Genomic DNA, 25329 nt, shown 5'->3' on the forward strand with positions numbered 1-25329 from the left:
CGTCTTCTTGATTGAGCAAAAAAGACATAGTTTGTTTATGCATGAGAGCACTTTTCTCCGCTAAAGCGAATTTTCTTAAAATTTATGCTGCTACTGATGCGATAGAGTGCCTCGCTTTTATCGGCTTTTTAAGCGTTCAGCAGACCGGTATGCGTTACGTTATTCTTTTTGGTACTGTATTGATATTATCTAATATAATATTTGATGTTTTCTAAAGCTCGTTTTTGAGAGTTTGTTTTCTACTGATTTAAGTCATTGTTTCATTCATCTCCTTGTGGATTAATTTTTAAAGATCACAAGGTTTGATTGTGTTTTTAATTAATTGCACGCACTGGTTTTATTTTTTCTTTACACGAAATACAGAATGCATTATACACTCATAAAGTGTGTTTTTGTAATTGTTCTCTTATAGGTGGTTTTGGCGTAGAGCTTCTGCCAAATGTATTGGGATAATTCATTGCACAGTTCAGATGAGCATGAGGCATGTTCTTTTTGTTACACTTTTCGTATTTTTGAGGTGTGCAATGGGGTGTTTTGTAAGTGCTTTTGTTTTTAATGAGAGGGGAAGGAAAGTTTCGAGGGAACTATGATTAAAGTTTTTAGAAATCATCTATGTTTATGTGCTTGTACAACAGCTATCCTCTCTTTGCTTCAAAATGGAAGAGAAGTTTATGCGGCTGCAGAGGGGAAGGATAGTAAACCTTATGTTATAAAGGTTATCCCAGTTGTCTCTGCTAATTCTTCTCCTCATCTTAGCGGGAGTAATAAGCATAAGCTTCCTCTTGGTGGAGAAAGTGGGGATAATTATTATCCTCCTAATATGATTCCTGTTCGCAATAACGATGAGGGTATTCGTGGGGGGAGCGATTATCGTAAGCTGAGTGGAGAGATTGGAGAGAGTGGGCGTAAGAATAATGTAGATAACTCTGTTAAAGATGCAGACTCTGATGGAAGAGATGTGAGTCCTGGGTTTTATTACTATAATGGGTTGTATTATATATGCGATAATTGCGGGGAGTCTAAAATTGATAATAAATCTTATAAAATTACGAATGAAAACGCTTCCTTCTATCCTGATGATCCTACTGCTATAACGGTTAAAGGAATAGGTACAGAAGTTCGCGGGAAGAATGTAACGGTTAGTAGTCAAGTTGCTGATAAAACTTTTCTAATGGGGGTGCACGTATTAGAGAACGGTAAGATTGCTTTGGAAGATCCGATTATCAAAAATACAGTTATAGCCCTTCGTGCGAGTGATGGCGTGATTGAGGTAAAAAATGGCAAGATTAAGGAAAGCCATGAGGGTGTTGATGCAACAGAGAATTCGTTTGTTCTTTTAGAGGATACAGAAATTAAGACCGCTAATGGGAACGCAAGCATTTTAAGTTATGATCATTCAGAAGTTTGGATGTCAGGTGGATCAGTTGATTTTATGAATAGCCACGGGATTTCTTCGATGTTAGGTGGAAAAGTAAATCTCGAGGATGTTAAAATTACTGGGAAGGGTAAAGAAAAAAATTCGGATAATCATGCGGTTTTGCGTACGGATTTAGAGGGGACTGTTAATTTAAAAGGTACTACTATTCGTGCTATGGATGTCCATGGCATATTATTAGAAAATACAGTTGATTCTATTCCTCTGCAGGAAGTTAAAGATTTATCAAATGAGGACTCTGATTCAAAAATTCCTGTGACTGAAGTTAATATGAAATCCTCTTCTGTTACCGTAAAGGGTGAGGGATCTTATGGTATCTATTTTCAGGGAGAGAAGCCATGGAGCGAAGGTGGAGGTAAAAAAGAAGAGATTTCATTAGAGGAAGAAAAAGCTCCACCACGATTGGAAGTTGTTAATTTGGATACAACAGAGTTTTCTGTTTTAGACGATACGGCTCTTTATGGTAAAAACGTTATTTCTGGTGCGGTGAGTTTGATGAAAAGCGCTCTTCGTTCAGGGAATTTTTTATTAAGAGCTGAGAAAGGGGCTTCTATAACGGTTTTGGCTGACGGTTCTACTCTTGAAGGACGCACACACGTTGATAAAAATTCTAATGCCGAACTTTATTTGGGAGGCCGTTCTAAATGGATTTTACCACAACAGGTGCAAAAAGATCAACATGGGGCTGCTCATGATTCTTCTATTTCACTCGTTAGTCTTATGGGTGAGAGCTCTATTAATTTTAAAAGACATGAATCTTCTTCTGCTGATGATTATCAAACTCTTCGTATTGGAAAGGGAAAGGGTGAAGTTTATAGAGCACGGGACGGTGCCTCTATTTCCCTTAATAGCTATCTGAATACTGGTGGTGCTCTTGATCATCAAAAGACTGATCGTGTTTTAATTCATGGTGATGTTTCGGGAAAAACAAAACTACAAGTGCATGGAGTTTCAGGAAGTCCAGGAGGATACACGGGAAGGGGAGGAAATGATGAAGGTATTTCAATCATTCAGGTTTCTGGACAAGCAGAGCAAGATTCTTTTCAGTTGGAAGGTGGTTATGTAGCACTAGATAAATTACCTTATCAGTATAAGCTTTATAGTTATGGTCCAGGGTCTCATTTAGGAAAAGCAAACATGGATCAGAGATTAGTTGAAGGGAGCGGAGATTTTTGGGATTTCCGCCTTGAAAGTAGGTCTATAGATTCTGATGTTCAACCTAAACCAGATCCTGCTCCTAAGCCAATTCCGGGACCAGAACCTTCTCCAGAACCAGCTCCGGAGCCTCATCCTCGTCCTAAGCCGGGCGTTAAGGCTGTTGTTCCGCAGGTTCCGACTTATCTCCTTTTGCCTAATGCCTTACGTCATATTGGTTTGATGAATGTTAACAATCAAAATAAGCGGTTAGAAGCTTTGCGAATTACTTCTGGGGGCTTATTAGAAAGTCGTGAAAACCCTCTCTTTTTTGTGAGCGGTTATGGCGGCAATCATCGTTATACTTCAAATCTTTCCGCGCTTGAATATGGTTATGGCGGCGAGTTTAATTATAATGCCATAGAGGCAGGCGTTTTGCTGAAAGCAATCGAAAATATGTATGGTTCCACTTCTTTTGGAATTATCGGGGCTTACGAGAGATTTTCTTTGCAACCTTTGAATGTTGAGCAGAGTCAAAAAAGTACATTTGATAAATGGTCAGTTACGGCATATGGTGGTATGCAGCATGATGCAGGTTTTTACGTTGATGGTCTTGTGTCTTACGGCTTGTTTAAAGGTGATGTTCTAACAACTGCACGGGGCAAGACGGCAACATTAAAGGGTTTCCCTTTAAGTGCTTCATTAACTGCTGGTAAAACGTTTATGGTGGGGGAGGACGGTTTTGTTTTTGATCCGCAAGTTCAGGTTGTTTATCAATATCTTCAATTTAATAAGGTGCGTGATGTGGACGGCTTTGATATTGATTTAGGAAAACTTCATCAGTGGGTAGGGCGTGTTGGAGGACGTTTAACAAAGAGGCTGGTTGCTACTGATGAGGCTCAGGTTGTTTCTTTCTATGGCAAGCTTCATCTTGCTCATGGTTTTGAAGGAAAACAATTTGTGCATTTTAAAGATGCTTTTCAGCTAGGTGCTTTTGGTTCTTCGTTAGAAACTGGATTAGGTTTTAATGCCCAATTATCTCAAAATTTTGCGCTTTACGGCGATTTGGTTTATCAGCACAAACTAACGAAAGCTGGTTTTTCTGGAACGAGTTTTTCAGGTGGATTGCGTTATCATTTCTAGTATTATTTCTGTTTTTGATTAATCTTTCAAAAAGCTACAAGTTATACTTGTGGCTTTTTCTCATTATCTATTCATTTTGTGTTATAGCATTTTTACGAGAGTGTGACTTTGCATATCTTTAATATGCTTTTAGGTTGGACTTATTTCGTTTTTTTGAAAAGTCTGAAGGCTTGTACGTTATCGTTTCAAAACGCGTATTTCAGAGTGAATATTATAATATTTATAATATTTTGATTTATAAAGATATTTTTAATTTAGTGTGCTGAAATATTTTCAAGGATTTTATGATGAATCCATAAAAAGCACTCCTGTTCATATTATATGTAAAATTGGCAGGTGGATAATCGTTTAAGAAAGGAGTCAATATAATTTGGGGAATTATATTAAGAGGAGAGGATTTACAATATTAGAAATTAGCAAAGACAAAGATGCTACTCAGGCACAATGAGGGCTGTATCCGATGAACTTGATATTATACCCGCTGTCGTTGTGAAATGGGGATGGAAAAAATGAGAGATATCTGAGAAAATTGGTGAATGAGAAACATAATGACGTATTGTTTTTTGAAAGTGTGTTTTCTTTAAATGCATAAATAAAAAGATGAAGTCATGTGTCATCTTCACTTTTTAAAATATGGCTCTGAATGTTTTTGAATATTGTAAAGTTGAATTAAAAGGAGAAGGTAAAATCGGAACTGATTTTTACACGTTCCTACTTTTTATTAGGCTATCTTACCATGAAGATTGCCTAAAAGGCATATGTGAACTCTTGTTTCTCAATTTTGGCATATGTTTTGTCTGCTTACAGAGTGAGTGTACACTGTTTCAATATAATATTATCGTAAGGATGTTGATTATATCCGTTTTGGGGGGATTAGACGGCAGTTAAAATAGGCGTTTTTAATGCATGTCAACCGATTAAGGGTGTTTTTGACTAACAACGTTAAAGGTGATTTTTCTGTCGTTCTTCAGTTGTATTTTTGCAAATTCTTTATAAAAGCGACAGATTTAGATTGTATTTTCGAGTAATTTTTTAATTCCATATTTACATAAAACACAAAAAATAGTAATAAGCTCAAAATATTAAAACCTAAACGTATTAAATATTTTTCTTTTGGTTAAGTTTTTTGATACGTTATGTATAGATCTTAGTAAGAAGAGGGGGATTATGGTGGAATTATGGTCAATCTATTTAAAAATCGCTTCTCCTTATGTACTTTTACAACGGCACTTCTTTTTTTGACACACAATGTTGGTGTTTTTGCACGCAATGCTGAATCTCAGGTTATCTCTGGAAAAAAGCAGTCTTCATGTGATCAGAATGCAGCATTTTATCAGTGTTCTGATGGTGAAGAGCACGAAATTAATAATAAAGTTTATTCGCTAATGGATAAAAATGTTAATGGTGTTCATGGAGCCATAGAGGCGTCTAAGGAAGGTACAATTATTCGTGGCAAGAATATAACTGTTAAGGGTATTTTGGATGAAAAGAATAACTCGGAAAACAATTTTTGGAAATATGGAGTAAAGGTATCAGAAAAGGCGACCGTCGTTCTGAGCGATTCCACGTTGAGTGGGGTTTTAGTGGGGGTGGAAGCTCAAGGTGGATTCATCGTAATGTCTGGTGGATCGATTGATGCAATCAAAACGGGGGCTTTTGCAGAAGGAAAATCTCGAAGTAGAATTGATTTAACGAATACGCAAATTAGCCTAGGGAGTGTTGGGGTTAAAGCAGGAGAAAAAGGATATTTTATTTTAGAGGGTGTTTCTATTACCGGCAAGGGTAGTGCCGGCAAGGATGATCAAGGGCTGGATGCAGGTCGTCAGGCAGCTTTTCATATATCTGAAGATGGTTATGTTCAGTTTATGAAAGGGTCTGTTGATGTTACTGATGCTCATGGGCTTTTATTGCAGGGAGATAAAGGTTCTCAGATTAATATTGGAGATTCCAATATTACAGTGAAAGGTAATGCATTTTATGGTATGCATTTTGAAGGTAAGGCAGCATCAGAAGGTTCGTCAGAGGGAAAATCATTGCGCGTTGATTTGAAAAAGACGCGTTTTGTCGTTCCAGATAGTATAGCTGTTTATAGCAGTCAATCTGGAAAGTCTAAAATATTTTTAAAGGAAACAAAGCTTTTTGGAGATTTATTGCTGAAGGCTGATCGTAACTCTTCTATAGAGGTTGTTGCTGATGTTTCTGCACTTGTCGGTCAAACTCAGGTTGATAACAGTTCTAAAGTCGACCTTATCTTGAGAAATAATTCACAGTGGGCTTTATTGCAACCAAGACAGAAAAAATTACAAGATCCTAATTATAGAGGTGTTTCATTTATTTCATCGGTACATCTTTCTAATAGTTCCATTACTTTTGAAAAACCAAAGTCTAGTACTGATCATGCATATCAAACGCTTTATATTGGAAAAGGAACAGGTATTGTTTATCAGGCTTTTGGTGATGCTTGGATTCATTTGAATGCACGTTTAGATCCTAGTGATACAAGTGATCATCAAGTAACGGATCGTCTTCTCATTCATGGTGATGTTAAGGGAAGAACTATAGTCCATATACAAGGGGTTGCGGGAGGTTTAGAAGAAAAAAACGAAAAAGCGCATAGTGTTTCAATTATTCAAGTTTATGGAGATGCATCGCCTGACTCTTTTCAATTGAATGGGCAGTATGTTGCATTAGAGGGGGCGCCTTATAAATATGTTCTTCGTTCTTATGGACCCAAAGCTACTGGAGGGGAGGAGCATGTTAAACAGAGATTTGCTTTGAATGGAGGAGCATTTTGGAATTTTCGTTTAGAAAATGAATATGTTCAGACACCTGCTGTTTCTAAAAGCACTCCTATGGTTTCTAAACGTACACCTCCTGCACGTGCTTCTTTTGAGGATATTGTTCCAGCATCTTCTGAGGATATTGTTCCAGCATCTTCTGAGGATATTGTTCCAGCATCTTCTGAGGAGGTTGTTTCAGCGCCTTCTGCGGATGTTGTTCCAGCGCCTTCTGCGGATAGTCTTTCTAAAATTGAAAATGTTTCTCCGTCTCGACGAGCTGTAAGATCTGTTGTTCCTCAGGTACCAACTTATCTCCTTTTGCCAAATAGTTTGTTCCATGTAGGTTTGATAGATATTAGCAATCAAAACAAGCAGCTGGAGACAGTACGGACTAATCTTAGTGGAATGTTGGAAATTCGTGAAAATCCTTCTTCATTTTTGCGTGGCTATGGTGGGAGTTATCGTTATGTTTCAGATTTATCTGCGCTTGAATATGGTTATGGGGGGGATCTAGGGTACTATGCGCTAGAGACAGGTGTTTTGCTACAAAAAATTGAAAATGTTGACAGTGCTATATCCTTTGGGGTTATGGGGGCTTATGGAAAGCTTTCTCTACAACCTCGAGATGTTGCACAAAGCCAAAAAAGTACATTTGATAAATGGACTGCTACAGTATATGGCAGTATGCAGCATGATGCAGGATTCTATGTTGATGGTCTTTTATCCTATGGTCTGTTTAAGGGAGATGTTCTGACAACTGCTCGGGGTAAGACTGCAACATTGAAGGGTAACCCTTTAAGTGTTTCCTTAATGGGTGGTCAGAAAATTGCCACAGGATATGAAGGTGTTGTTTTTGATCCACAGGTTCAGGTTGTTTATCAACATCTTCAATTTAATGCGGCTCGTGATATTGATAATTTTAATATTGAGATGGGTAAACTGGATCAATTGATGGTGCGTATGGGTGGTCGTTTGATGAAGACCCTGACTGCGTCTGAAAAAGATCGTGATGTTTCTTTCTATGGCAAGATTCATTTTGCCCATGATTTTGGCAAAGAAAGAGCTGTGCGCTTTAAAGATTCTTTCCAGTTAGGGGCTTTTGGTTCTTCTCTAGAGGCTGGATTAGGTCTTAATGCTCGCTTGTCTCAAAAAGTTGCGCTTCATGGTGATTTGGTTTATCAGCATAAATTGAGCAAAGGTGGTTTTTCTGGGATCAGTTTTTCTGGTGGATTGCGCTATCGTTTTTAGGATGATCATCTTGAGGTAAGTTGTTTAAAAAACCACAAGCATAGCTTGTGGTTTTTTATTATTTGTTTGCAACTTTTTAAGTAAGTTTTTTAAAAAAATGTTTTTTTTGCATGAGCAAGTTTGTTTCTTTTTAGAAACGAGATAAGGCTTTCTGGTTTACAGTTTTTGCTTCTTATGCTGTTTTTCTTCCTTTAGTGTATTTTTATTAAATTCTCTTGAAATCACCGCTTTAGGGTGGAATTTTTATTTCTATCTATATTTTTACGCGTTTTTATAAATAATACAATTTTAAATTGTGATATTTTGGGATTCTGGCTTTACATAAAATATAGGGTGGATATATAAAATACAAAACGTATTTTAAATTATCACGCGTAACCAAAGTTATTAAACAGAACGCGTGTTTTTTGTTTTTAGAGAAGGGGAAGAAAGTTTGTAGAAAATTATGTTTAAAAATCATCTCTCTTTATGTCATTTTACAACGGTTATTTTTTTCTTTGTATACAATACTGATGCAGGTGAGATTTCTTCTGAGAAGAAGCAATATTCATGTAACGAAAGTGCCTCATTTTATCGCTGTAATGATGGTAAAACGCATGAAATTGCCAAGAAAACTTATCAACTTACGGGTGAAAGTTCTGATGCTGCCATAGAGGCATCAGGGAAAAATACAGTCATTGAGGGAGAGGCTATAATCATTAACGGTGTTTCGAATGCAAATGGCCATTCAGAAACAAACGCTTGGACAACAGCTGTAAAGTCCTCAAATGGGGGAGGCGTTGCTCTATTTGATTCCATGTTAAATGATGTGTCGATAGGGGCCGATATTAATGATGAGGGAGCTTTTGAGATGCAGGATGGGGTGATTAAAGCAACCAGAATGGGGATCAGTGTTGGGGGTAAAGGGTCGTTTGTTTCTTTGACCAAGACAGAGATTAAGACATCTTCTGATGCGATAGGTCTTTTGAGTCATAATGGTGCAAAAATTTATATGAAAGGAGGAAAAATTGATTTTGCTGATGGTATTGGTGTTCAAACAGGAGGAGATGGAGAAATTAATTTAGAGGGTGTTTCTATTACTGGGAGGGGGAAACAGGGAACAAATATAGATAATCATCGTGAAGGCTCTGCTTTTAGTATGCTTCAGGGGAAAAGCTCTCTTAATTTCCAGAAGGGAAACGTTAATGTCGACAATGCTCATGGCATTGTAGTGCAGGGGAATAACCATAATGCTGCTCATATAAAATATTCCAATGTTTTTGTGAGAGGGAATGGATTTAATGGCATGCACTTTTTTTGGGAAGCTGTCTTAAATGATAAAAAAACAATTATACCTGGAAAAGGGACTGTCCATTTGACAAAGACAACTTTTATGGCTCCAGAAAGTACGGCTATTTATAGCCGCGAATTCGAAAGTTCTGTTAAACTCTTACAAAATTCAAAAATTTCTGGAGATTCACTCCTGAAAGCTGTTGAGCGTTCTAATGTAAAGATTGAGGCTGATGCTTCTACCCTTGTAGGAGGCGCACATGTTGATGAAAGTTCTACAGCTAAGATAGATTTAAAAAATGGTTCAAAGTGGATTTTATCGCGACCAAAATATGACAAATTGCAAAATTTTGATGCTTCTGGTTCTAATTTAGGGGACTATTCCTTCATTTCATCGGTTAATCTTACGGATAGTTCCCTTATTTTTGAAGAATTAAAATCTAAAACAACAAATGGTTATCAGACACTTCTCATTGGAAAAGGATCTGGGACTGTCTATAAAGCGCATGGTGATGTGAATCTTTATCTTAATGCATATTTGGATCAAGGGGGAGAGCTTGAAAAGCAAAAAACTGATCGACTTTTAATCAATGGTGGTCTTGAAGGAAAAACAACAGTTCATGTTTATAAGATTCCTGGAAGTCCAGGGGCATTGACGGGAGAGGGCGGTAATAATCAGGGGATTTCCATTATTCAGGTTTATGGAAAAGCCGCTGAAGATTCTTTTCAGTTAAATGGGGGGTATGTCACACTTGAAGCCTCTCCCTATCAGTATCATCTTAAGAGTTATGGTCCAAGCTCTGCTTTAGGGGCGGCAGATTCCAATCAAAGAGTGCTTAAAAATACTGAAACATTTTGGGATTTTCGCCTCGAAAGTCAATTTGTTGATTCTACTTCTCTCGATTCCACTAAAGTTTTTCCTGTTCTTGATTTGGTTGTCCCCCCTTCTTCTGATGATATTCCTTCTTTTCCTAAAATTCATCCTAATATTACTGGAGGTGAGGATGGTTCTATTGATTCTAACTCTCAGCAAAAATCTCAGGAGCCAAGTCTTTCTTCTCCTGTAGATTCTCCTGATAGGGTTTCCCATCTTACGACCACACCTAATGTATCTGATGTTTTTGTGCTTGAGATCCCCAATCCTCTTTCCTCTCTTGCGCCTGTTGTTCCCGCTATTGCTGAATCTAATCCAGTTGCTCCACCTGAATCTGGTTCACTTGTTCCGCCATCTGTTTCACCCACTCCTTCTGTTGTTTCCCCAGTTGCATCTATTTCACCTGTTCCGTCATCTGTTTCACCCACTCCTTCTGTTGTTTCCTCAGTTGCATCTATTTCACCTGTTCCGTCATCTGTTTCACCCACTCCTTCTGTTGTTTCCCCAGTTGCATCTGGTTCACCTGTTCTGTCATCTGTTTCACCCACTCCTTTTGTTGTTACTCCACCTGCGTCTGGTTCTTCTGTTTCGGCATCTGTTTTTGAGCTTTCTTCTCATTTTGAGCCAAATGTGAGAGTCGTTGTTCCACAGGTTTTGACTTATATTCTTGTGCCAAATACCTTATTTTATGCTGGATTGATGGATATCAGTAATCAAAGCAAGCAGTTGCAAGCGCTGCGAATTGTTTCTGGTCGGTTGTTGAAAAATGATGAAAATCCCGCTTTGTTTTTGCGCGGTTACGGTGGACATCATCATTATACTTCAAATTTGTCTGCATTTAAATATGGTGATTATGGCGGTGAGCTTGATTATAATGCACTAGAGGCAGGTATTTTACTCAAGAAAATCGAAAGTGCATACAGTACGACATCTTTTGGGATTATGGGAAATTATGGCAAACTTTCGTTGCAGCCTCGAAAGGTTAAACAAAGTCAAGAAAGTATATTTGATAAATGGACAATCACAGCATATGGAAGCATGCAGCATGATACGGGTCTCTATATGGATGGTCTCTTCTCTTATGGTTTGTTTAATGGAAATGTTCTCACACTTGAGCGAGGTAAAACGGCTGCATTGAGAGGGAAGCCCCTAAGTGTTTCCTTAACTGCTGGTAAAACGTTTATGATAGGCAGCCGATATTTTATTTTTGAACCACAGGTTCAGTTTGTTTATCAAAATCTTCAGTTTCATAAGACTCGTGATATTGATAATTTTAATATTGATATGCAAAGCCCAGATCATTGGGGGATGCGTATTGGTGGGTATTTAACGAAGACACTTACATTTACTAAAGATAAAGATGCACATGTTCTTTCATTCTATGGTAAGCTTCATTTCATTCGTAGTTTTGATGATAAACAATTTGTATATTTTAAAGATGCCTTCCAGCTTGGTTCCTTTGGGACTTCTTTAGAAGCTGGATTTGGTGTTTTTTCACAATTATCTCCCAAAATTATTTTTCATAGCGATCTGATTTATCAGCATAAATTTACGAGTGACGGCTTTTCCGGAACGCATTTTTCTGGTGGATTAAGGTATCATTTTTAATTGTATTTTTCTTTAATACATCCTTTGTGAAAGACATAAGCACAAAACATGGTTTTGTTTTGTTGTTTTTCTGATTTTTGACTTTACATATAATACAAAACAAATTATATGTAACGGTACATAATAAGAATAATAAGTAGATGAACCAGGTGTGTCTTTTCAGTTTTTTATGAAGATAAAATAAAGAAAGTTTAGACTAAATTATGATTAAAGTACTAAAACGCTATGTGTGTGTGTTCTCTTATGACCTCTATTTCTTTCTTCGCGCACAATATAGATGTGAGTGCAGAAGATTATAACCCCTCGTGTAATTCTCTTTTTAAGTCGTATTCGTGTGATACAGTTGATGCTTCTCGTACTTTTGGAAGTCGTAATAAGTTATATATGAGTGGATTGGATAGGAGGACTACAGGTGTTATTTTTACAATACGAATTCATAATATAGTTATTAAGCCGCAAAAAAGTAAAGGGGAAAAAGGCTTTCAGGAACTGATGGAATTTTAGAATTAAAGAGATCTGAGAAGATTACATCAGCAGTGGTTGTGTCAAAAGATAATAAAACTTCTTTTAAAAAGAGTTCTATTACAGGAAATGGCGAAAAGAAAAGTGGTAGAAATGCTACGTTATCTCAATCTGTGTTTGGTGTGAAGCAGGGTGGTTCTTTCCTTTGATGAAGGTAAGATTCAGGTTTCTGATGTTCATGGTATAGAGGCAAGTGTCTTGCTCAATGCGATTGAGGATACACATCACACTTTGAGCTTTGGAATAATGGAGAATAATGGAAAAAAACTCTCTACAACCTCAAGATGTTAAAGAAAGCAAAAAAGTACATTTGATAAATGGTCTATTACAGTATATGGCAGCATGCAGCATGATACAGGCTTTTATATAGATGTCCTTTTTTCCTATGGTTTATTTAAAGGGGATGTTCTCACGCAAGCAAGAGGCAAGACAGCAACATTGAAGGAAACACCTTTGAGTGCTTCATTGATTGCGGGCAAGTCATTTACGACAGGGCATAAAGGGGTTATTTTTGATCCGCAGGTTTAGGTTATTTATCAAAATGTGCGGTTTGATAAGGCGTCTGATATTGATGGTTTTGATATTGAGATGGGAAAACTTGATTTATGGGTGATGCGTGTTGGTGGTCTTTAAGAAAGATGCTTGCTGCTTCTGAAGAGGCTCTTGTTGTTTCTTTCAATTGCAAGCTTCAGCTTGCCATTAGTTTTAGAGGAAAACAACGTGTGCGGTTTGGAGATGAATTCCAATAAGGGCTTTTGGCTCTTCTCTAGAAACTGGAATGGGATTGAAGGCTCAGTTGTCTTCAAACTTTGCTTTGCATGGAGATGTAACTTATCAGCATTGCCTTAGAAAAGGTGGTTTTTCAGGGATTATTTTTTCAGGTGGTTTATACTATCGTTTTTAGATACCTATGAAATATAGAGTAGTTTTTACATAAATTATAGAGTGTTTTATGAAGTATAAAGTGATTATTTAAGTTTTATACTTGCTATTTTTAGTGTGTTTAACTTAATGTTATGGGGAATGTTTTTTATTTTTAACTAACAGGGGAGAAAGGCAAATTGGGAATAAAGTTATGGTTAATGTATTAAGCGGGTATAGATTTTTATTTATTACAACGGCTATTGTTTCTTTTTTGCCAATCATGAGTGTTAATGCGAATTTTAATAATTTAGGAACTTCCTGTAATGTATCAGGGAGTTTTTTTACGTATAGCGATAGTAAAAAACATACGATAAGTAATAAAAATTATACTCCTTCTGTCTCTTCTCTAGATGATTTTATTGCTGTCTTCTCTATAGAAAAAGAGGGAACTGTTTTAAATTTATTAGAGACAAATATTATCTCGCATAGGCCAAAGCAGTCATTTTTATATAGTGCATCTGTAAAAGATGATGGCAAGCTTGTTCTAACCAATTCAAATATTAAGGATATGTCCGGTTTTCGTGTTCAGAACGGGCAAGTTGTGATGAATAGAGGGAAGATTGAAGGTAGTTTGCAAGCTGTATGTGCAGAAGGAAAAAAAACCGATATTGCTTTAGTGAGCGTAAATATTGATATTGCATCAGATAATTTGAATGCAAAAGGGATTGGATTTGTTAGTAGTTCTGATGCATTCGTTAGGATATCAGGCAGTACTATTACTTTTAATGAGATTGGTGCGTTTTCAACACAATTTGGGGGAAAATATCTTATTGATACAACCAATATTCAGGGCAAAGGTAAGAAACACACGATTGTAGTTGATAATGAAACTATTGATGAATTTCCAAGAGCTTTTGACATATCACAGGGTGGTAATGTTCATTTGCGTGGTGATTCTATTCAGCTGACTGATATGCATGGCTTCTTGATTACGAATTTTGCAGGTTATGCAGATGCTGAAGGTAAATTGATTCAAGAATACGCTTCATCAAATGCGTTTAAAAAGACAAGTATTAAGATAGAAAAAAACAATATTTCTGTTCAGGGTGAGGGAGTATACGGTCTGTATTTTTATGGATTAGATCCAGATGTATGGGGTGATATGTTTAAGGTAGGGAGTGAAAAACTTTCAAAAGTAGAAAAAATTGTTTGGGGTGAAGCATCTTTGCATTTGTCACAGACAACTTTTTCAGTTCCTGATGGTATTGCCATTTATAGTACGGGAGATGATATTTATGGAGCTGAAGCTACCATTGAATTAACAGAAAGGACAAAGATCTCTGGTGATTTATTGTTAAAGGCTCAAAATAATTCTTCTCTATTGGTGAAAGCAAAGGATTCTATCCTTACAGGGGGTATTCGTGTTGAGGATGCATCAACTGTTCACTTAGAATTAACAAATGGCTCTGCATGGTATCTCACCAAAAGGAAACATACAGATTTACAGGAATCTCTTCCTGTAGATTCATTACTTTCGTCTATAAGCATTTCTGATAGCACAATTTTTTTTGATAAATTTATATCTCAAGATTATCAAACGCTATATATTGGAAAAGTATATATTGAGAAAGGAAGTAATCTAAATGACATAAATCCAATAGAGGGGATACAATATGATAAAGAAGCCTATAATGCAAAGGGAAATGTGCAGATTAAGATGAGTGCGTTTGTGAATAATGACGGCTCGTTTAATCCTCAAAAAACTGATCGTATTTTGATCTACGGGAATGTTTTGGGAAGTACACTGCTCATGATGGAGAAATTTTCCAAAACCTTAGAAGGAGAAGCTGGCAATAAAGGAAGTCAAAGTATTTCACTTGTTCAAGTTGCTGGGACAGCAGAGGAAAGTTCTTTTAAGTTAGCCAATAGTTATACTACGGTGAATGGATTTCCTTATCAATATAAACTTCGTGTCTATGGTCCAAGTTCTTCTTCTGGAAATGCAGATCCAAAGAATAGATTGGTTGTTGGAGAAGGGGATTTTTGGGATTTTCGTCTCGAAAGTGTTTACATTGGTCCTGAATTAGATTCTTCTGAAACTGCTTCTAAGCCAACGTCTACAGTTTTACCTCCTCAATCTGAAGAAGAGACGGTTCCTTCTAAACGACCAACAGAGACTATTTCACCTGAACAACCCCCTTCTGTTGAGCCTCCACTTATACCATCTACACCTTCTTTGCCTGAAGGATCTGAACCGTCTGAAACATTTATCCCTACGGATTCGACGCTGCCCCCTTCTGCACCAGTTCCGTCTGAGCCTCCCTCTGTACCAACAGTTCCGGAGGCTCCTTCTGCTGTGCAACCTATGCCTGCACCGTTTGTTCCAGTTGAAGATTCTACTAATGATGTTCTGCCATCTGAGCCCTCTGCTCCGGAGGACACTTCATCTCTGGATACTGTTTCTCCTCCTTCTGCCCCTGTTGAACCAAAGCCTTCTCAGTCCTCTGATCCTTTAGATCCTTCGTCTAATCTCTCTATACCGCTTGATGTTCCGCCTGAGCTAGGGATTAGAGCGGTTGTTCCACAGGTTCCAACTTATCTTCTTTTGCCAAATGCCTTATTTCATGCTGGTTTAGTGGATATGACCACGCAAAATAAGACGTTAGAGACAATGCGGAATGCTTTTCATTCCTTTGGGAAAGATGATAAAAAGACAGCCTTTTTTCTGCGTGCTTATGGGGGGAGCCATCACTATGCTTCCAATTTATCTGCTTTTGAATATGGTTATGGTGCTGAGCTCGATTATAATGCATTTCAAGCAGGTGTTTTGTTAAACGAGATTGAGAGTTTATATGGTCGTACATTCTTTGGAGTTTTGGGAAACTATGGAAATCTTTCTCTACACCCTCAGGATGTTGAACAAAGCAAAAAAAGCGCATTTAATAAATGGTCTGTTGCTGCCTATGGAAATTTGCAGCATGATACCGGTTTTTATATGGATGGGGTGGTATCGTATGGTCTTTTTAAGGGAGATGTTTTGACCCTTGCACGGGGTAAGGTTGTGGCATTAAAGGGTAGACAGTTTAGCGGTTCTTTAACGAGTGGTCGAACGTTTGCAACAGGGTATAAAGGTGTTGTTTTTGATCCGCAGATTCAGGTTGTTTATCAGCATCTTCAGTTTAATCAGGCGCGTGATATTGATAATCTTGATGTTGATTTAGGAAAATTTCATCAATGGGTGGGGCGTGTTGGTGGGCGTTTAAGCAAGACGTTAGGTGTTGTGGAAGAGGGACGTGAAGTTTCTTTTTATAGTAAGCTTTCTTATTTGCATAGTTTTGAAGATAAGCAATTCGTTTCTTTTAAAAACGATTTTCAGTTAGGTTCCTTTGGTTCTTCTTTGGAAGCAGGGGTTGGGTTTAATGCCCGTCTCTCATCAAAACTTTCTCTTCATGGAGATGTCACTTATCAGCATAGATTTAAGAAAATTGGTTTTTCTGGAGCCAGTTTCTCTGCTGGGTTGCGCCATCTTTTTTGAAGAGGTGCAATATGTATTTTTAGTTAAAAGGCAGAAGATTTTCTGCCTTTTAATGTATTGAAATTTATTTTGCCTCATCAATATGGTTATTTTTTTTGATATAAAAGATTACAATAGATGCTTTCTTTTATGCGATGAGAAATTTTTCTAAAATTTTTGATGTCAAGATATGAGGACAGATTTCATTGTGAATATGAGAAGTTTAAATGCTGAATGCTTGTGGCATAATCTTTCAAAAAATGCGATATTGATGATTGTTTTTGTCCATTTCTTTATTAATTTTTATAGATCATAAGTTTAGTCTTTATGAGTTTTATGCATTGTTTTGAATTTTGTTTTAGAACTTTATTCACGTTTATATCATTTAATACGCATATTATTTGTTTCCTTTTTTAGGATTTTTACTTAAGAATTTTGGATAAATATTTATTTTTAGAACAAACAGAGGGAGTTTGAGGTCAAATTATAATAAAAGTAAAGTATGCTTTATCGTGTTGTTACGGTTGTTGTTTTGTAAATGATAGGTACCAGAGCAATTTCGATAAGATACAGGATATTATTTTTATTGCGGTCATGCGCGGATATCACCATTCTTTTTTCAGCATTCAATATTTGCGCAGATTTTAGCACTCGAGAATGTTCATAAGAAGCTAATTCACCTTTTTTCAAAAGTCCTTCTTTGCATGCCAGCTTCGTTTGTGATGGACAAGGGGTTAATTGATTAAATATAAACAGGTTTGAAATGAAAGAAATTTATAATATTCAGTTTTTATTCAATATGTAAAATGATGAATGAGCATTCTGAATTATTGCATGAAATTTTCCTAAATCAATATCACGCGCCTGATTAAACTGAAGATGCTGATAAACAACCTGAATCTGCGGATCAAAAACAACACCTTTATACCCTGTTGCAAACGTTCTACCACTCGTTAAAGAATCGCTAAACTGTTTACCCTTTAACGCCACAACCTTACCCCGTGCAAGGGTCAAAACATCACCCTTAAAAAGACCATACGATACCACCCCATCCATATAAAAACCGGTATCATGCTGCAAATTTCCATAAGCCCCAACAGACCATTTATTAAATGCGCTTTTTTTGCTTTGTTCAACATCCTGAGGGTGTAGAGAAAGATTTCCATAGTTCCCCAAAACTTCAAAGAATGTACGACCATATAAACTCTCAATCTCGTTTAACAAAACACCTGCTTGAAATGCATTATAATCGAGCTCAGCACCATAGCCATATTCAAAAGCAGATAAATTGGAAGCATAATGATGGCACCCCCATAAGCATGCAGAAAAAAGGCTGTCTTTTTATCATCCTTCCCAAAGGAATGAAAAGCATTCCGCATTGTCTCTAACGTCTTATTTTGCGTGGTCATATCCACTAAACCAGCATGAAATAAGGCATTTGGCAAAAGAAGATAAGTTGGAACCTGTGGAACAACCGCTCTAATTTGGAGATTAGACTGAACATCAAGCGGTATAGAGAGATTAGACGAAGGATTAACAGGGGCAAAAGACCCAGAAGGCTTTGGTTTAACAAGGGCAGAAGGAGAAGGAACAGAATCCGGAGATGAAGGAGATACCGTAACAGAGGGCGGTAATAGAAGCTCTATGAAATGATTATTAGATGGAATTTTCTAGGCAAGAAACTGAAGTGTAGAAGGCTGCTCGTAGGAAACTTTGCCCTTTAGAAGGGGAAATCAAAAAATTTTTTATTTAGGAAAATAGTGTTGCATTCCCTTCTTCTGATCGTAGGAATAAATCGTTGTTTTAATGATGATATCAGCTATTTTTTGCCAAATTTTTAAGAAAAATGCTTTTGTGGAAGTATGTAGCCTATATAGATGTTTATAGGGAGATGGGGGGGCGGTCTTGAGGGTGATGTTTTTATTCTTGTATGGGGGTAGCAATGTTAAAAGGTCAAAAAACATGTTTAAGGTATTTTCTTGTCTAAAGGGGGGGAGGAAAGGAAGAGGGAAGATTTAATGATTACGAAGATTTTAGGAGATTTTGGGGGGGAGATTAGGGAGATAGGATTTCTGAGAGCTCTGGAGATGCACGGGGATAAGATTTCTGGAGGATTGTGTGGGCATTTTTTATAGGCGATAATTGCGCTTGTCGGTGTAATTTAATCAGTGATATTGATTATACCACATTCACCATTTTCGCTACCGAAGGAGAGGTTTTGCCCTGCTTGATCCCAGTTAAGTGCTGAGATAGCGCTTTTCCCACAACCTTTTAGAAGGACTTCTTTTCCATCATGAAAATGTGCCGCTAAAATCATTCCATCATTGAAGCCTATTGCTACAATTTCTTTGTTTGGGTGGCATGAAACGGTGCTAACAAGTGCATTTGCTCGTGTGCCTAGTTCTAGTGGTGTTTTTCCTATGGGGCCATCTTTTGTATGAAAGGGCCAAACAATTGCGGCAGAGGCACCTGATGTTGCTAGCCATTTTCCTTTTGCGCTCCAAGACCAGCTTTTGACTTTGCTTGGATAGCCACTCATGCGGAGGTGCTGATTATCAGTGAGACGCCAGCCATGCAAGGCGTTTTCTTGCATGGTGGAAATGACATAGCGGTTGTCTGGTGAAAAGGTGACACTACAATGAGCTCCTTTCCATACCAATGTGGTGGGAGATATTTGCGTTGATAACCAATGAAGAGTGACTCCATTGTAATGGGCAACGGCAAGTCGCAAACCTTTTGGGGCAAAAGCAAGGCCTTCTACACTGCGTTCATGTGTGAGCTCTTGTCGTTCTTTTCCAATATGCGCAAATGCGAGGCGTGAAGAGGAAAAAGCAAAAGCTTTTTGTGGACCAAAAGCAACGTTGTTTATCCATTTGCGTTCTTTTTGGCTTAACAATTCCGTGTGATCTGCTGCGGTTGTTTGACAGACTTTTCCATCTTCTCCACCGGTGATGATCGCGGTATTGTCATGGGAAAAATGGCTTGAAATTATTCCTTGGTGAACTTCAACGATTTGTGGGGTTGGATTAAAAAAAACAATGAAACCTTCTACGGAAACAAAGGCTGGTTTATTGCCTATAAAACCGCAGGAAAGGCAGTAACTTTTGAGATCATAATGGGTAATGTTTGGCATTATCACTCACTTATGCGCAATTTTCAAAACCAGTTTTTAATTTTTCAGCATCAAGAGAGCGTCCTATAAAGACAAGGCGGCTTTCTCGTTTTTCATCTTCACGCCATGGGCGTTGATGTTGTCCTTCAAGAAGCATATGTATCCCTTGAATGACGTAACGATCATCGTCTCCTTGAAAGGCGATAATGCCTTTAAGACGCAAGATATCAGGCCCTTGTTGCTGTGTAACCTGCTGGATCCAAGGGAAAAACTTTTCTGGTTGCAGAGCATCTGTTTTTAAACTTACAGAAGTGATGGTAATATCATGAATGGTGGATGCGTGATGATGGTCATGATGACAATCGGGACCGCACACATGGTTGGCATGTTGGTGTGTATGTTCGTGATCGAGAAAATGAGGTTCATGATCGAGAGTCCGTTGGAGATCAAAAAAACCACGATTAAGGAGTGTCTCAAGAGGGATATTGGTGCGCTGTGTTGTATAGAGTATAGCGCGAGGATTAATGGCCAGAATAAGGGATTCAGCATGGCTGCGTTCTTGTGGGGTGACAAGATCAATCTTATTTAAAAGAATAATATCCGCGAAAGCAATTTGGTCTTCAGCTTCACGACTTGTTTTTAATTGAGAGGGAAAATGCTTTGCATCAACGACTGCTATGACACTGTCGAGAGCTGTTTTTTCATGGATAGTATCATCCATGAAAAAGGTCTGTGCTACGGGAACGGGATCAGCAAGCCCTGTCGTTTCTATAATGATCGCATCAAATCGATGAGAACGTTGCATCAGACTTTCCAGAATGCGAATGAGATCACCACGCACGGTGCAGCAAACACAGCCATTATTCATTTCATAAATTTCTTCGTCTGATTCAATGATCAGGTCATTATCAATACCAATTTCACCAAATTCATTGACAATGACGGCATAACGTTTGCCATGATTTTCATTGAGAATGCGGTTGAGAAGGGTGGTTTTCCCAGCACCAAGATAGCCTGTGAGAACCGTAACGGGAAGTTTTTTGGGGTGTATCGTTTCCATGGAGAGACCTTTTATTGTTCTTTATTGCCATGTGTTTATGTTAAATCGATTGATATCATCAAGTAAATCACGAAGCTGAGACAGAACATGAGAAAAGATTGCTTCACCGGCTTGTGGTGTTGCTTTGCTTGCATTTCCTGCCGCACCTTGCGTATTTAGATCTTTCATTGTCCAACCAAAGGCATGAGGACCATAAGCACGTAAATACCGATAATTGGCAATCATATCCGCTTGTTTATTATGAAAATTTTCTGCCTTTTCCATATGGACTTTTTCTGGTGCTAAATAGAGCATGAGAGAGGTTTCGATAAAGCCTCCATGGATATCAAGATGTTGTTGAGATGGCTCCATGAGACCTTGTGGTAAACCAAAACGGCTCCAGCTTGTTGCTACAGCGAGCATGGAAAGGCGCTTTCGTAATTCGGTGATAACAATGCTCATTAAAGGTGAATTTCCTCCGTGAGCATTGAGAAGAAGAAGACGGTTGATCCCTTTGTGATAACAGTTTTCACCAATCTTTATCCATCGCTTAATCGCATCAGAAAAGGTAAGGGTTTGTGTACCTGTAACATCCATATGTTCTATAGAATAGCCAATCTTTTCAACCGGTAAAAGTGCGATATGAAACTGCTCTTTTGTTTGTAAAGTGAGAGCTTTTGCAAAAGCTTCAGCTATAATCCAGTCGGTTTCGAAAGGAAGGTGCTCTCCGTGATATTCGTGTGCGCCCAAAGGTAAAAGAGCGAGAAAAGGCCTGTTAGATACCATAAATTATTGCCTAAAAGAGAAGTTAACATAGACAAAGTGATCGAAGGTGCTGTCACTATTTAATCTATCTATAAGAGAAACGCAAATAGGCGTCTTTTTACATCACATATGGATGCATAAAAATGAGAGCTTTGTTAAAAATAGAGAAGCTTTTATTGAGCAAAGCCAACGCAATTTTTCTGTAATATGAGGCAATATTTCTCAAGATAGTTATCTTTTGTAATTATTTCTGATATATATTCTCATTTTTAATAAGTAAATATTCATACATATTAAATTATTATACATCAAATAATGAAAAATATTTTTTATTATTTATTGAAAATATGATTTTTTAGTAATTTTATCCTATTCCTTTTATTTCAAGCATTTGATTAATTATTTATTATTATTTATTTTGCACAAATTGCAGACAGTTATGTGAATATTGCCAAAAATTTTTTTCAAAGAGAATTATTTTTTACTAATACAGAGTAAATATAATTACTCAAAATATAAATAAGGCTGCGCTCTACAATATTGACGAAAAATATGGAATAACTTTTATGAAAATTAAGAAAGAAAGTTGTTTTTCAGTATTTTGGGGATCATTTCATTTTTCATGACTCTCTTTTTATTTAATTTTAGGTAGTTTGTTGGAGCTCTAGTATTGCTTATAATGTTTTTGTAAATCTGATAGATTTACTTATTTTATGCGTTTGTTTTGTTAGGTTTGAAAGTCAATATTTTGTGTTCTTTATGCTGTATGAGATAAAGGGGGCTGAATTACCTCTTTGAAGATGCTATGCGATATTTTTTTCTTTATATATCAGTAAAATTTGAGAATCATTTTATTAATGTCTTTTCCATTTTAAAATAGAGATCTTAATTGCTTTTTTACATTTTTATACCTATTTTATAGAAAATGAGTACACTATTTTAAGGTTGTTTTATTAGGATAGATTTGTTTTAGATCAAGTTTTTATTCGCTACCAATTTTATTTTTCAATATTACTGATAAGTGATATAATAAAAATCCATTAAGTACTATTTCATTTTTATTTTTATTGAAATAATAGACAATCATATATCATTATATTGGCAGTTTTAAATTTTATAGTTCTTTAAAATTAATTACATTTTAAATTATTTATAAAAGCTCTATTATATAATTTTTTAAATTAATTTGTTTCGTAATATTTCTTATAATAAGAAATTTAACAAATTATTATTATTTTTAATTATATCAATAAAAATGACAAAATAATATTACTGTTAGTATCTTGATTTATTATGGTGTAAAAGTAATAAATTATTTTTTATCATTTATTGTTTTTTATCTTTACATGTAATACACAATGTGTTATATTATAATAACAAAATTACATATAATATTTTATTATGTGAAATTATATAAATGATTAAATATAATTTTTGGTTTTTATATATGTGAATATTCTTTCATTTTTTTCAGTGAAGAAAAAGAGGAGTAAAGAAAGCTATGTTTAAAATATTTAAAAATCGTGTATGTTCATTTACTTTTACACTATTTATGCTTTTTTTTGTACAAACTATAGAGGGAAATGCAAGTTTTGTAAAAAATAAAGTTCAAGAGAGAATAGCAATTACTATTCCTACACTAGAAAAAAATGTAGCTATTAAAGCTGTGGATAGAGTTGTTATTCAAGGCGTTGAGAAACAAGATGTTATTGCTTTAGGAAAAGCTGAAAAAGCTGCTGCCTTTTCAGGTTCAGCCTTTTGGGGGGGAATAGGTATTTTATCACTTCTTGCTTCTTTAAGTATTGGGGATGTATTAGGTACTGTTGTATCTCTTTTTGCAATATTCAGTACACTTTAGCAGAAAGATCATCGACAAAGTCGATGATTTTTTTGTTCGCTTCATGATTTTGAAAAAATAAATATTTTGACTTATTTATACTGTATTGGATAAAAATCACTATTCTTAATACTAAATATGGCTTTTATTAACATTATTAAAGTTCAAGGTCCTGCATTTATGGTTTTTTACAAAATAATGTAACCTGATTTTTTACAGTTTATGTTTATTCCCTAGTAATAAGGCTAGTATACTCATTATCTTTATCAGCTTTTTAATATTGTCTATCTTCTCTCATATGAAGATTATTCATCAAAGGCATATTTTATCCTTTTTAAATTTTTTTATTTTTTATAAGAGGATAAAATAAAAATATCTCTGTATTCATGGCTCTTATGCAATAAGAAAAATGAGAAATTATTATTTATCATTCAAATTTGTTTATGTTAAATACATCAAAAGTATTTTTTATGTATAACAAGTTGTGTTCGTGTATGGACAAAATTATTAAAAAAAAGAGTAAAAATTCTTCTTATGAATTATCTCTAAGGTTCAAGGACTGTTGTAGTATTGGCAAATAAATGATGGTGCTGGTTTGTATCTTTATAGAGTAAAGATAGTAATACACAATGAATCTTATGCCATCTCATGGAGTGGTTTATACTGTCGCATTTACGGGACATATTGTGAGAGGGAAGTGGTAATGTGCATCGTTGGAAAATGCTTTTATTAAAACATAAACCTGTATTTGCGATAGAAGTGTATTCTGGGTTATTCTGTTGCCTAAGGGAAGGATACTGTTAAGTAAGGTAATTCAGGAGTATTTATAGCTTAGCGGAAGAAGGGCTATGAAGTAAAAGGTCTTGTTTAGCACGAAGACGCGCAATCCATTGATCTTCACGAATAGCAGTATTATGTATTGTAATGAGTTCGTTTTTTTTAATTGCAGCTGTTACTGTTGCTTTTTCTAGAAGACCACAAGGAATGGCGTGGTGAGCGCGTGCTTCTGCGATGTTCATTATCCAAGCACGATAAGTATAAAGACCGATAAAGTCTAGCGGATCACCTGGATGTAAATCTTTTTTAGCAACAGCACAGACTTCTACTACGGGATGGCTAAGAGGGACCATATCTTTTTTGCCATAAAGCATAATACGTGCGCAGGTGAGGGGAACTTCCATTGCTGTTAAATGATAGGGGCGATGAAAGGTGAAGTAAGGTCCCTGGCCAATTTTTAAATCTTCCATACGTTCGCGTAAACGTGGGTGTGCTATTTCGGCAATGACAAAGACACCTGGTGAAACACCTTGACCTATTGAATAATCTACAACACCATATTGCTGTAAAATGCCCCCATCTTGTTTTGGAATAAGCACTTTGTTTAAATCTTGTAGCGCTGCTCGTGGTCCATGCATTCCTGGGCAATCGGGGAGAAGTCCGGTGGCATTGGCAATGGCTGCCATTTCAACCATCGTTTTGGAACCATCAATAAATTCAACCAACATACGCACATTCATATTACGCCGGAATGCTTCTTCTTCGTAAGCATCAGGTGTAGCATCAAAGCGCAGAGGATTATTTTTTCCTTTACCCGCTGCAACAATCTTATGTCCAAGGGCTGAAACAAATTCTATGAGTTCCATACAAGAAGTAGGTTCATCGCCGGCACCAAGTGTATAAATGAGCCCTCGTTTTTCTGCTTCATGTTTGAGATAAGCGCCAATTGTAACATCTGCTTCAACATTCATCATGACAAGATGTTTGTTATTCTCAAGCGCTTTGATACCAATCTCTGCTCCTGCTTCGGGATAGCCTGTTGCATCAACGATAATATCAATTTGTTCATGGCGCAAAACAAGGTTAATATCATCTGTTGCTGCAATCAAACCCTTTTCAATGCTTTGGGTGAGAGCATAAGTATTTTCAACTTCACAGACATGTCCATCTTCGCCATAGGCTAGTGTAGCGGCATCAAAAATACGTGACAGTGTCCTCGTGGCTACAGCAGCGACTGTTATACCATCCATATGCGCAATACTTGATAATAAATCTGTGCCCATTTCACCACAACCAATCAGTCCAATACGGATGGGGGGATGGTTTTCTGCACGTTGTTTCAAATCATGCGCTAAACCTGTTAGGTTCACATTGCTTGCCATTCTTTTTTCCTATTTGAAAACTATTC

11 protein-coding genes and 2 pseudogenes are annotated in these 25329 nt (G+C 36.6%); 7 read left to right on the plus strand and 6 right to left on the minus strand.

Annotation, left to right across the window (positions count from 1 at the left end):
• Window positions 1–586 precede the first annotated feature (586 nt).
• The 6 genes and pseudogenes from ACFIK1_RS00810 (at window position 587) to ACFIK1_RS00835 (ending at window position 16412) form a co-directional block, all read left to right on the plus strand.
• A complete protein-coding gene (locus tag ACFIK1_RS00810; protein ID WP_375661853.1) occupies window positions 587–3712 on the plus strand; it encodes an autotransporter outer membrane beta-barrel domain-containing protein in 3126 nt (1041 codons plus the stop codon).
• Window positions 3713–4890: 1178 nt separating this feature from the next.
• A complete protein-coding gene (locus tag ACFIK1_RS00815; RefSeq protein ID WP_375661854.1) occupies window positions 4891–7740 on the plus strand; it encodes an autotransporter outer membrane beta-barrel domain-containing protein in 2850 nt (949 codons plus the stop codon).
• A 445-nt stretch (window positions 7741–8185) separates the two neighbouring features.
• Window positions 8186–11491: an autotransporter outer membrane beta-barrel domain-containing protein gene (locus tag ACFIK1_RS00820; protein WP_375661855.1), complete on the plus strand. Its 3306-nt coding sequence runs from the start codon at window positions 8186–8188 to the stop codon at window positions 11489–11491.
• A 542-nt stretch (window positions 11492–12033) separates the two neighbouring features.
• Window positions 12034–12162 (plus strand): hypothetical protein, encoded by a 129-nt coding sequence (locus ACFIK1_RS00825; protein ID WP_375610851.1) that lies wholly within the window; start codon window positions 12034–12036, stop codon window positions 12160–12162.
• A 28-nt stretch (window positions 12163–12190) separates the two neighbouring features.
• Window positions 12191–12917, plus strand: a pseudogene (locus tag ACFIK1_RS00830) (autotransporter outer membrane beta-barrel domain-containing protein); the annotation flags it as partial.
• 171 nt (window positions 12918–13088) lie between these two features.
• Window positions 13089–16412: an autotransporter outer membrane beta-barrel domain-containing protein gene (locus ACFIK1_RS00835; RefSeq protein ID WP_375661856.1), complete on the plus strand. Its 3324-nt coding sequence runs from the start codon at window positions 13089–13091 to the stop codon at window positions 16410–16412.
• A 486-nt stretch (window positions 16413–16898) separates the two neighbouring features.
• On the opposite strand, the gene ACFIK1_RS00840 is transcribed toward ACFIK1_RS00835, so the two are convergent.
• The 5 genes and pseudogenes from ACFIK1_RS00840 to ACFIK1_RS00860 all read right to left on the minus strand — a co-directional run bounded on the left by ACFIK1_RS00840 (window position 16899) and on the right by ACFIK1_RS00860 (window position 21328).
• Window positions 16899–17081 (minus strand): hypothetical protein, encoded by a 183-nt coding sequence (locus ACFIK1_RS00840; RefSeq protein WP_375661857.1) that lies wholly within the window; start codon window positions 17079–17081, stop codon window positions 16899–16901.
• Window positions 17082–17225: 144 nt separating this feature from the next.
• A pseudogene (locus ACFIK1_RS00845) lies at window positions 17226–18019 on the minus strand (autotransporter outer membrane beta-barrel domain-containing protein); the annotation flags it as partial.
• A gap of 533 nt (window positions 18020–18552) precedes the next feature.
• Window positions 18553–19524 carry a WD40 repeat domain-containing protein gene (locus ACFIK1_RS00850; protein ID WP_375661858.1) on the minus strand — a complete coding sequence of 324 codons (972 nt, stop codon included), beginning with the start codon at window positions 19522–19524 and terminating at the stop codon, window positions 18553–18555.
• A 10-nt stretch (window positions 19525–19534) separates the two neighbouring features.
• Complete coding sequence (locus tag ACFIK1_RS00855) at window positions 19535–20563, minus strand: CobW family GTP-binding protein (protein WP_375661859.1); 1029 nt, start codon at window positions 20561–20563, stop codon at window positions 19535–19537.
• A 21-nt stretch (window positions 20564–20584) separates the two neighbouring features.
• Window positions 20585–21328: a creatininase family protein gene (locus tag ACFIK1_RS00860; protein ID WP_375661860.1), complete on the minus strand. Its 744-nt coding sequence runs from the start codon at window positions 21326–21328 to the stop codon at window positions 20585–20587.
• Between the two features lie 1480 nt (window positions 21329–22808).
• Between ACFIK1_RS00860 and ACFIK1_RS00865 the strand changes: the two genes are divergently transcribed.
• Complete coding sequence (locus ACFIK1_RS00865) at window positions 22809–23165, plus strand: hypothetical protein (protein WP_375661861.1); 357 nt, start codon at window positions 22809–22811, stop codon at window positions 23163–23165.
• 803 nt (window positions 23166–23968) lie between these two features.
• Here ACFIK1_RS00865 and ACFIK1_RS00870 read toward each other — a convergent pair.
• Entirely contained in the window at window positions 23969–25303 is a 1335-nt protein-coding gene (locus ACFIK1_RS00870; protein ID WP_375661862.1) for an NAD(P)H-dependent oxidoreductase, read from the minus strand.
• Between the last annotated feature and the right edge of the window lie 26 nt (window positions 25304–25329).

The organism is Bartonella sp. OC16QHHD (assembly GCF_042194035.1).
GTDB lineage: Bacteria > Pseudomonadota > Alphaproteobacteria > Rhizobiales > Rhizobiaceae > Bartonella.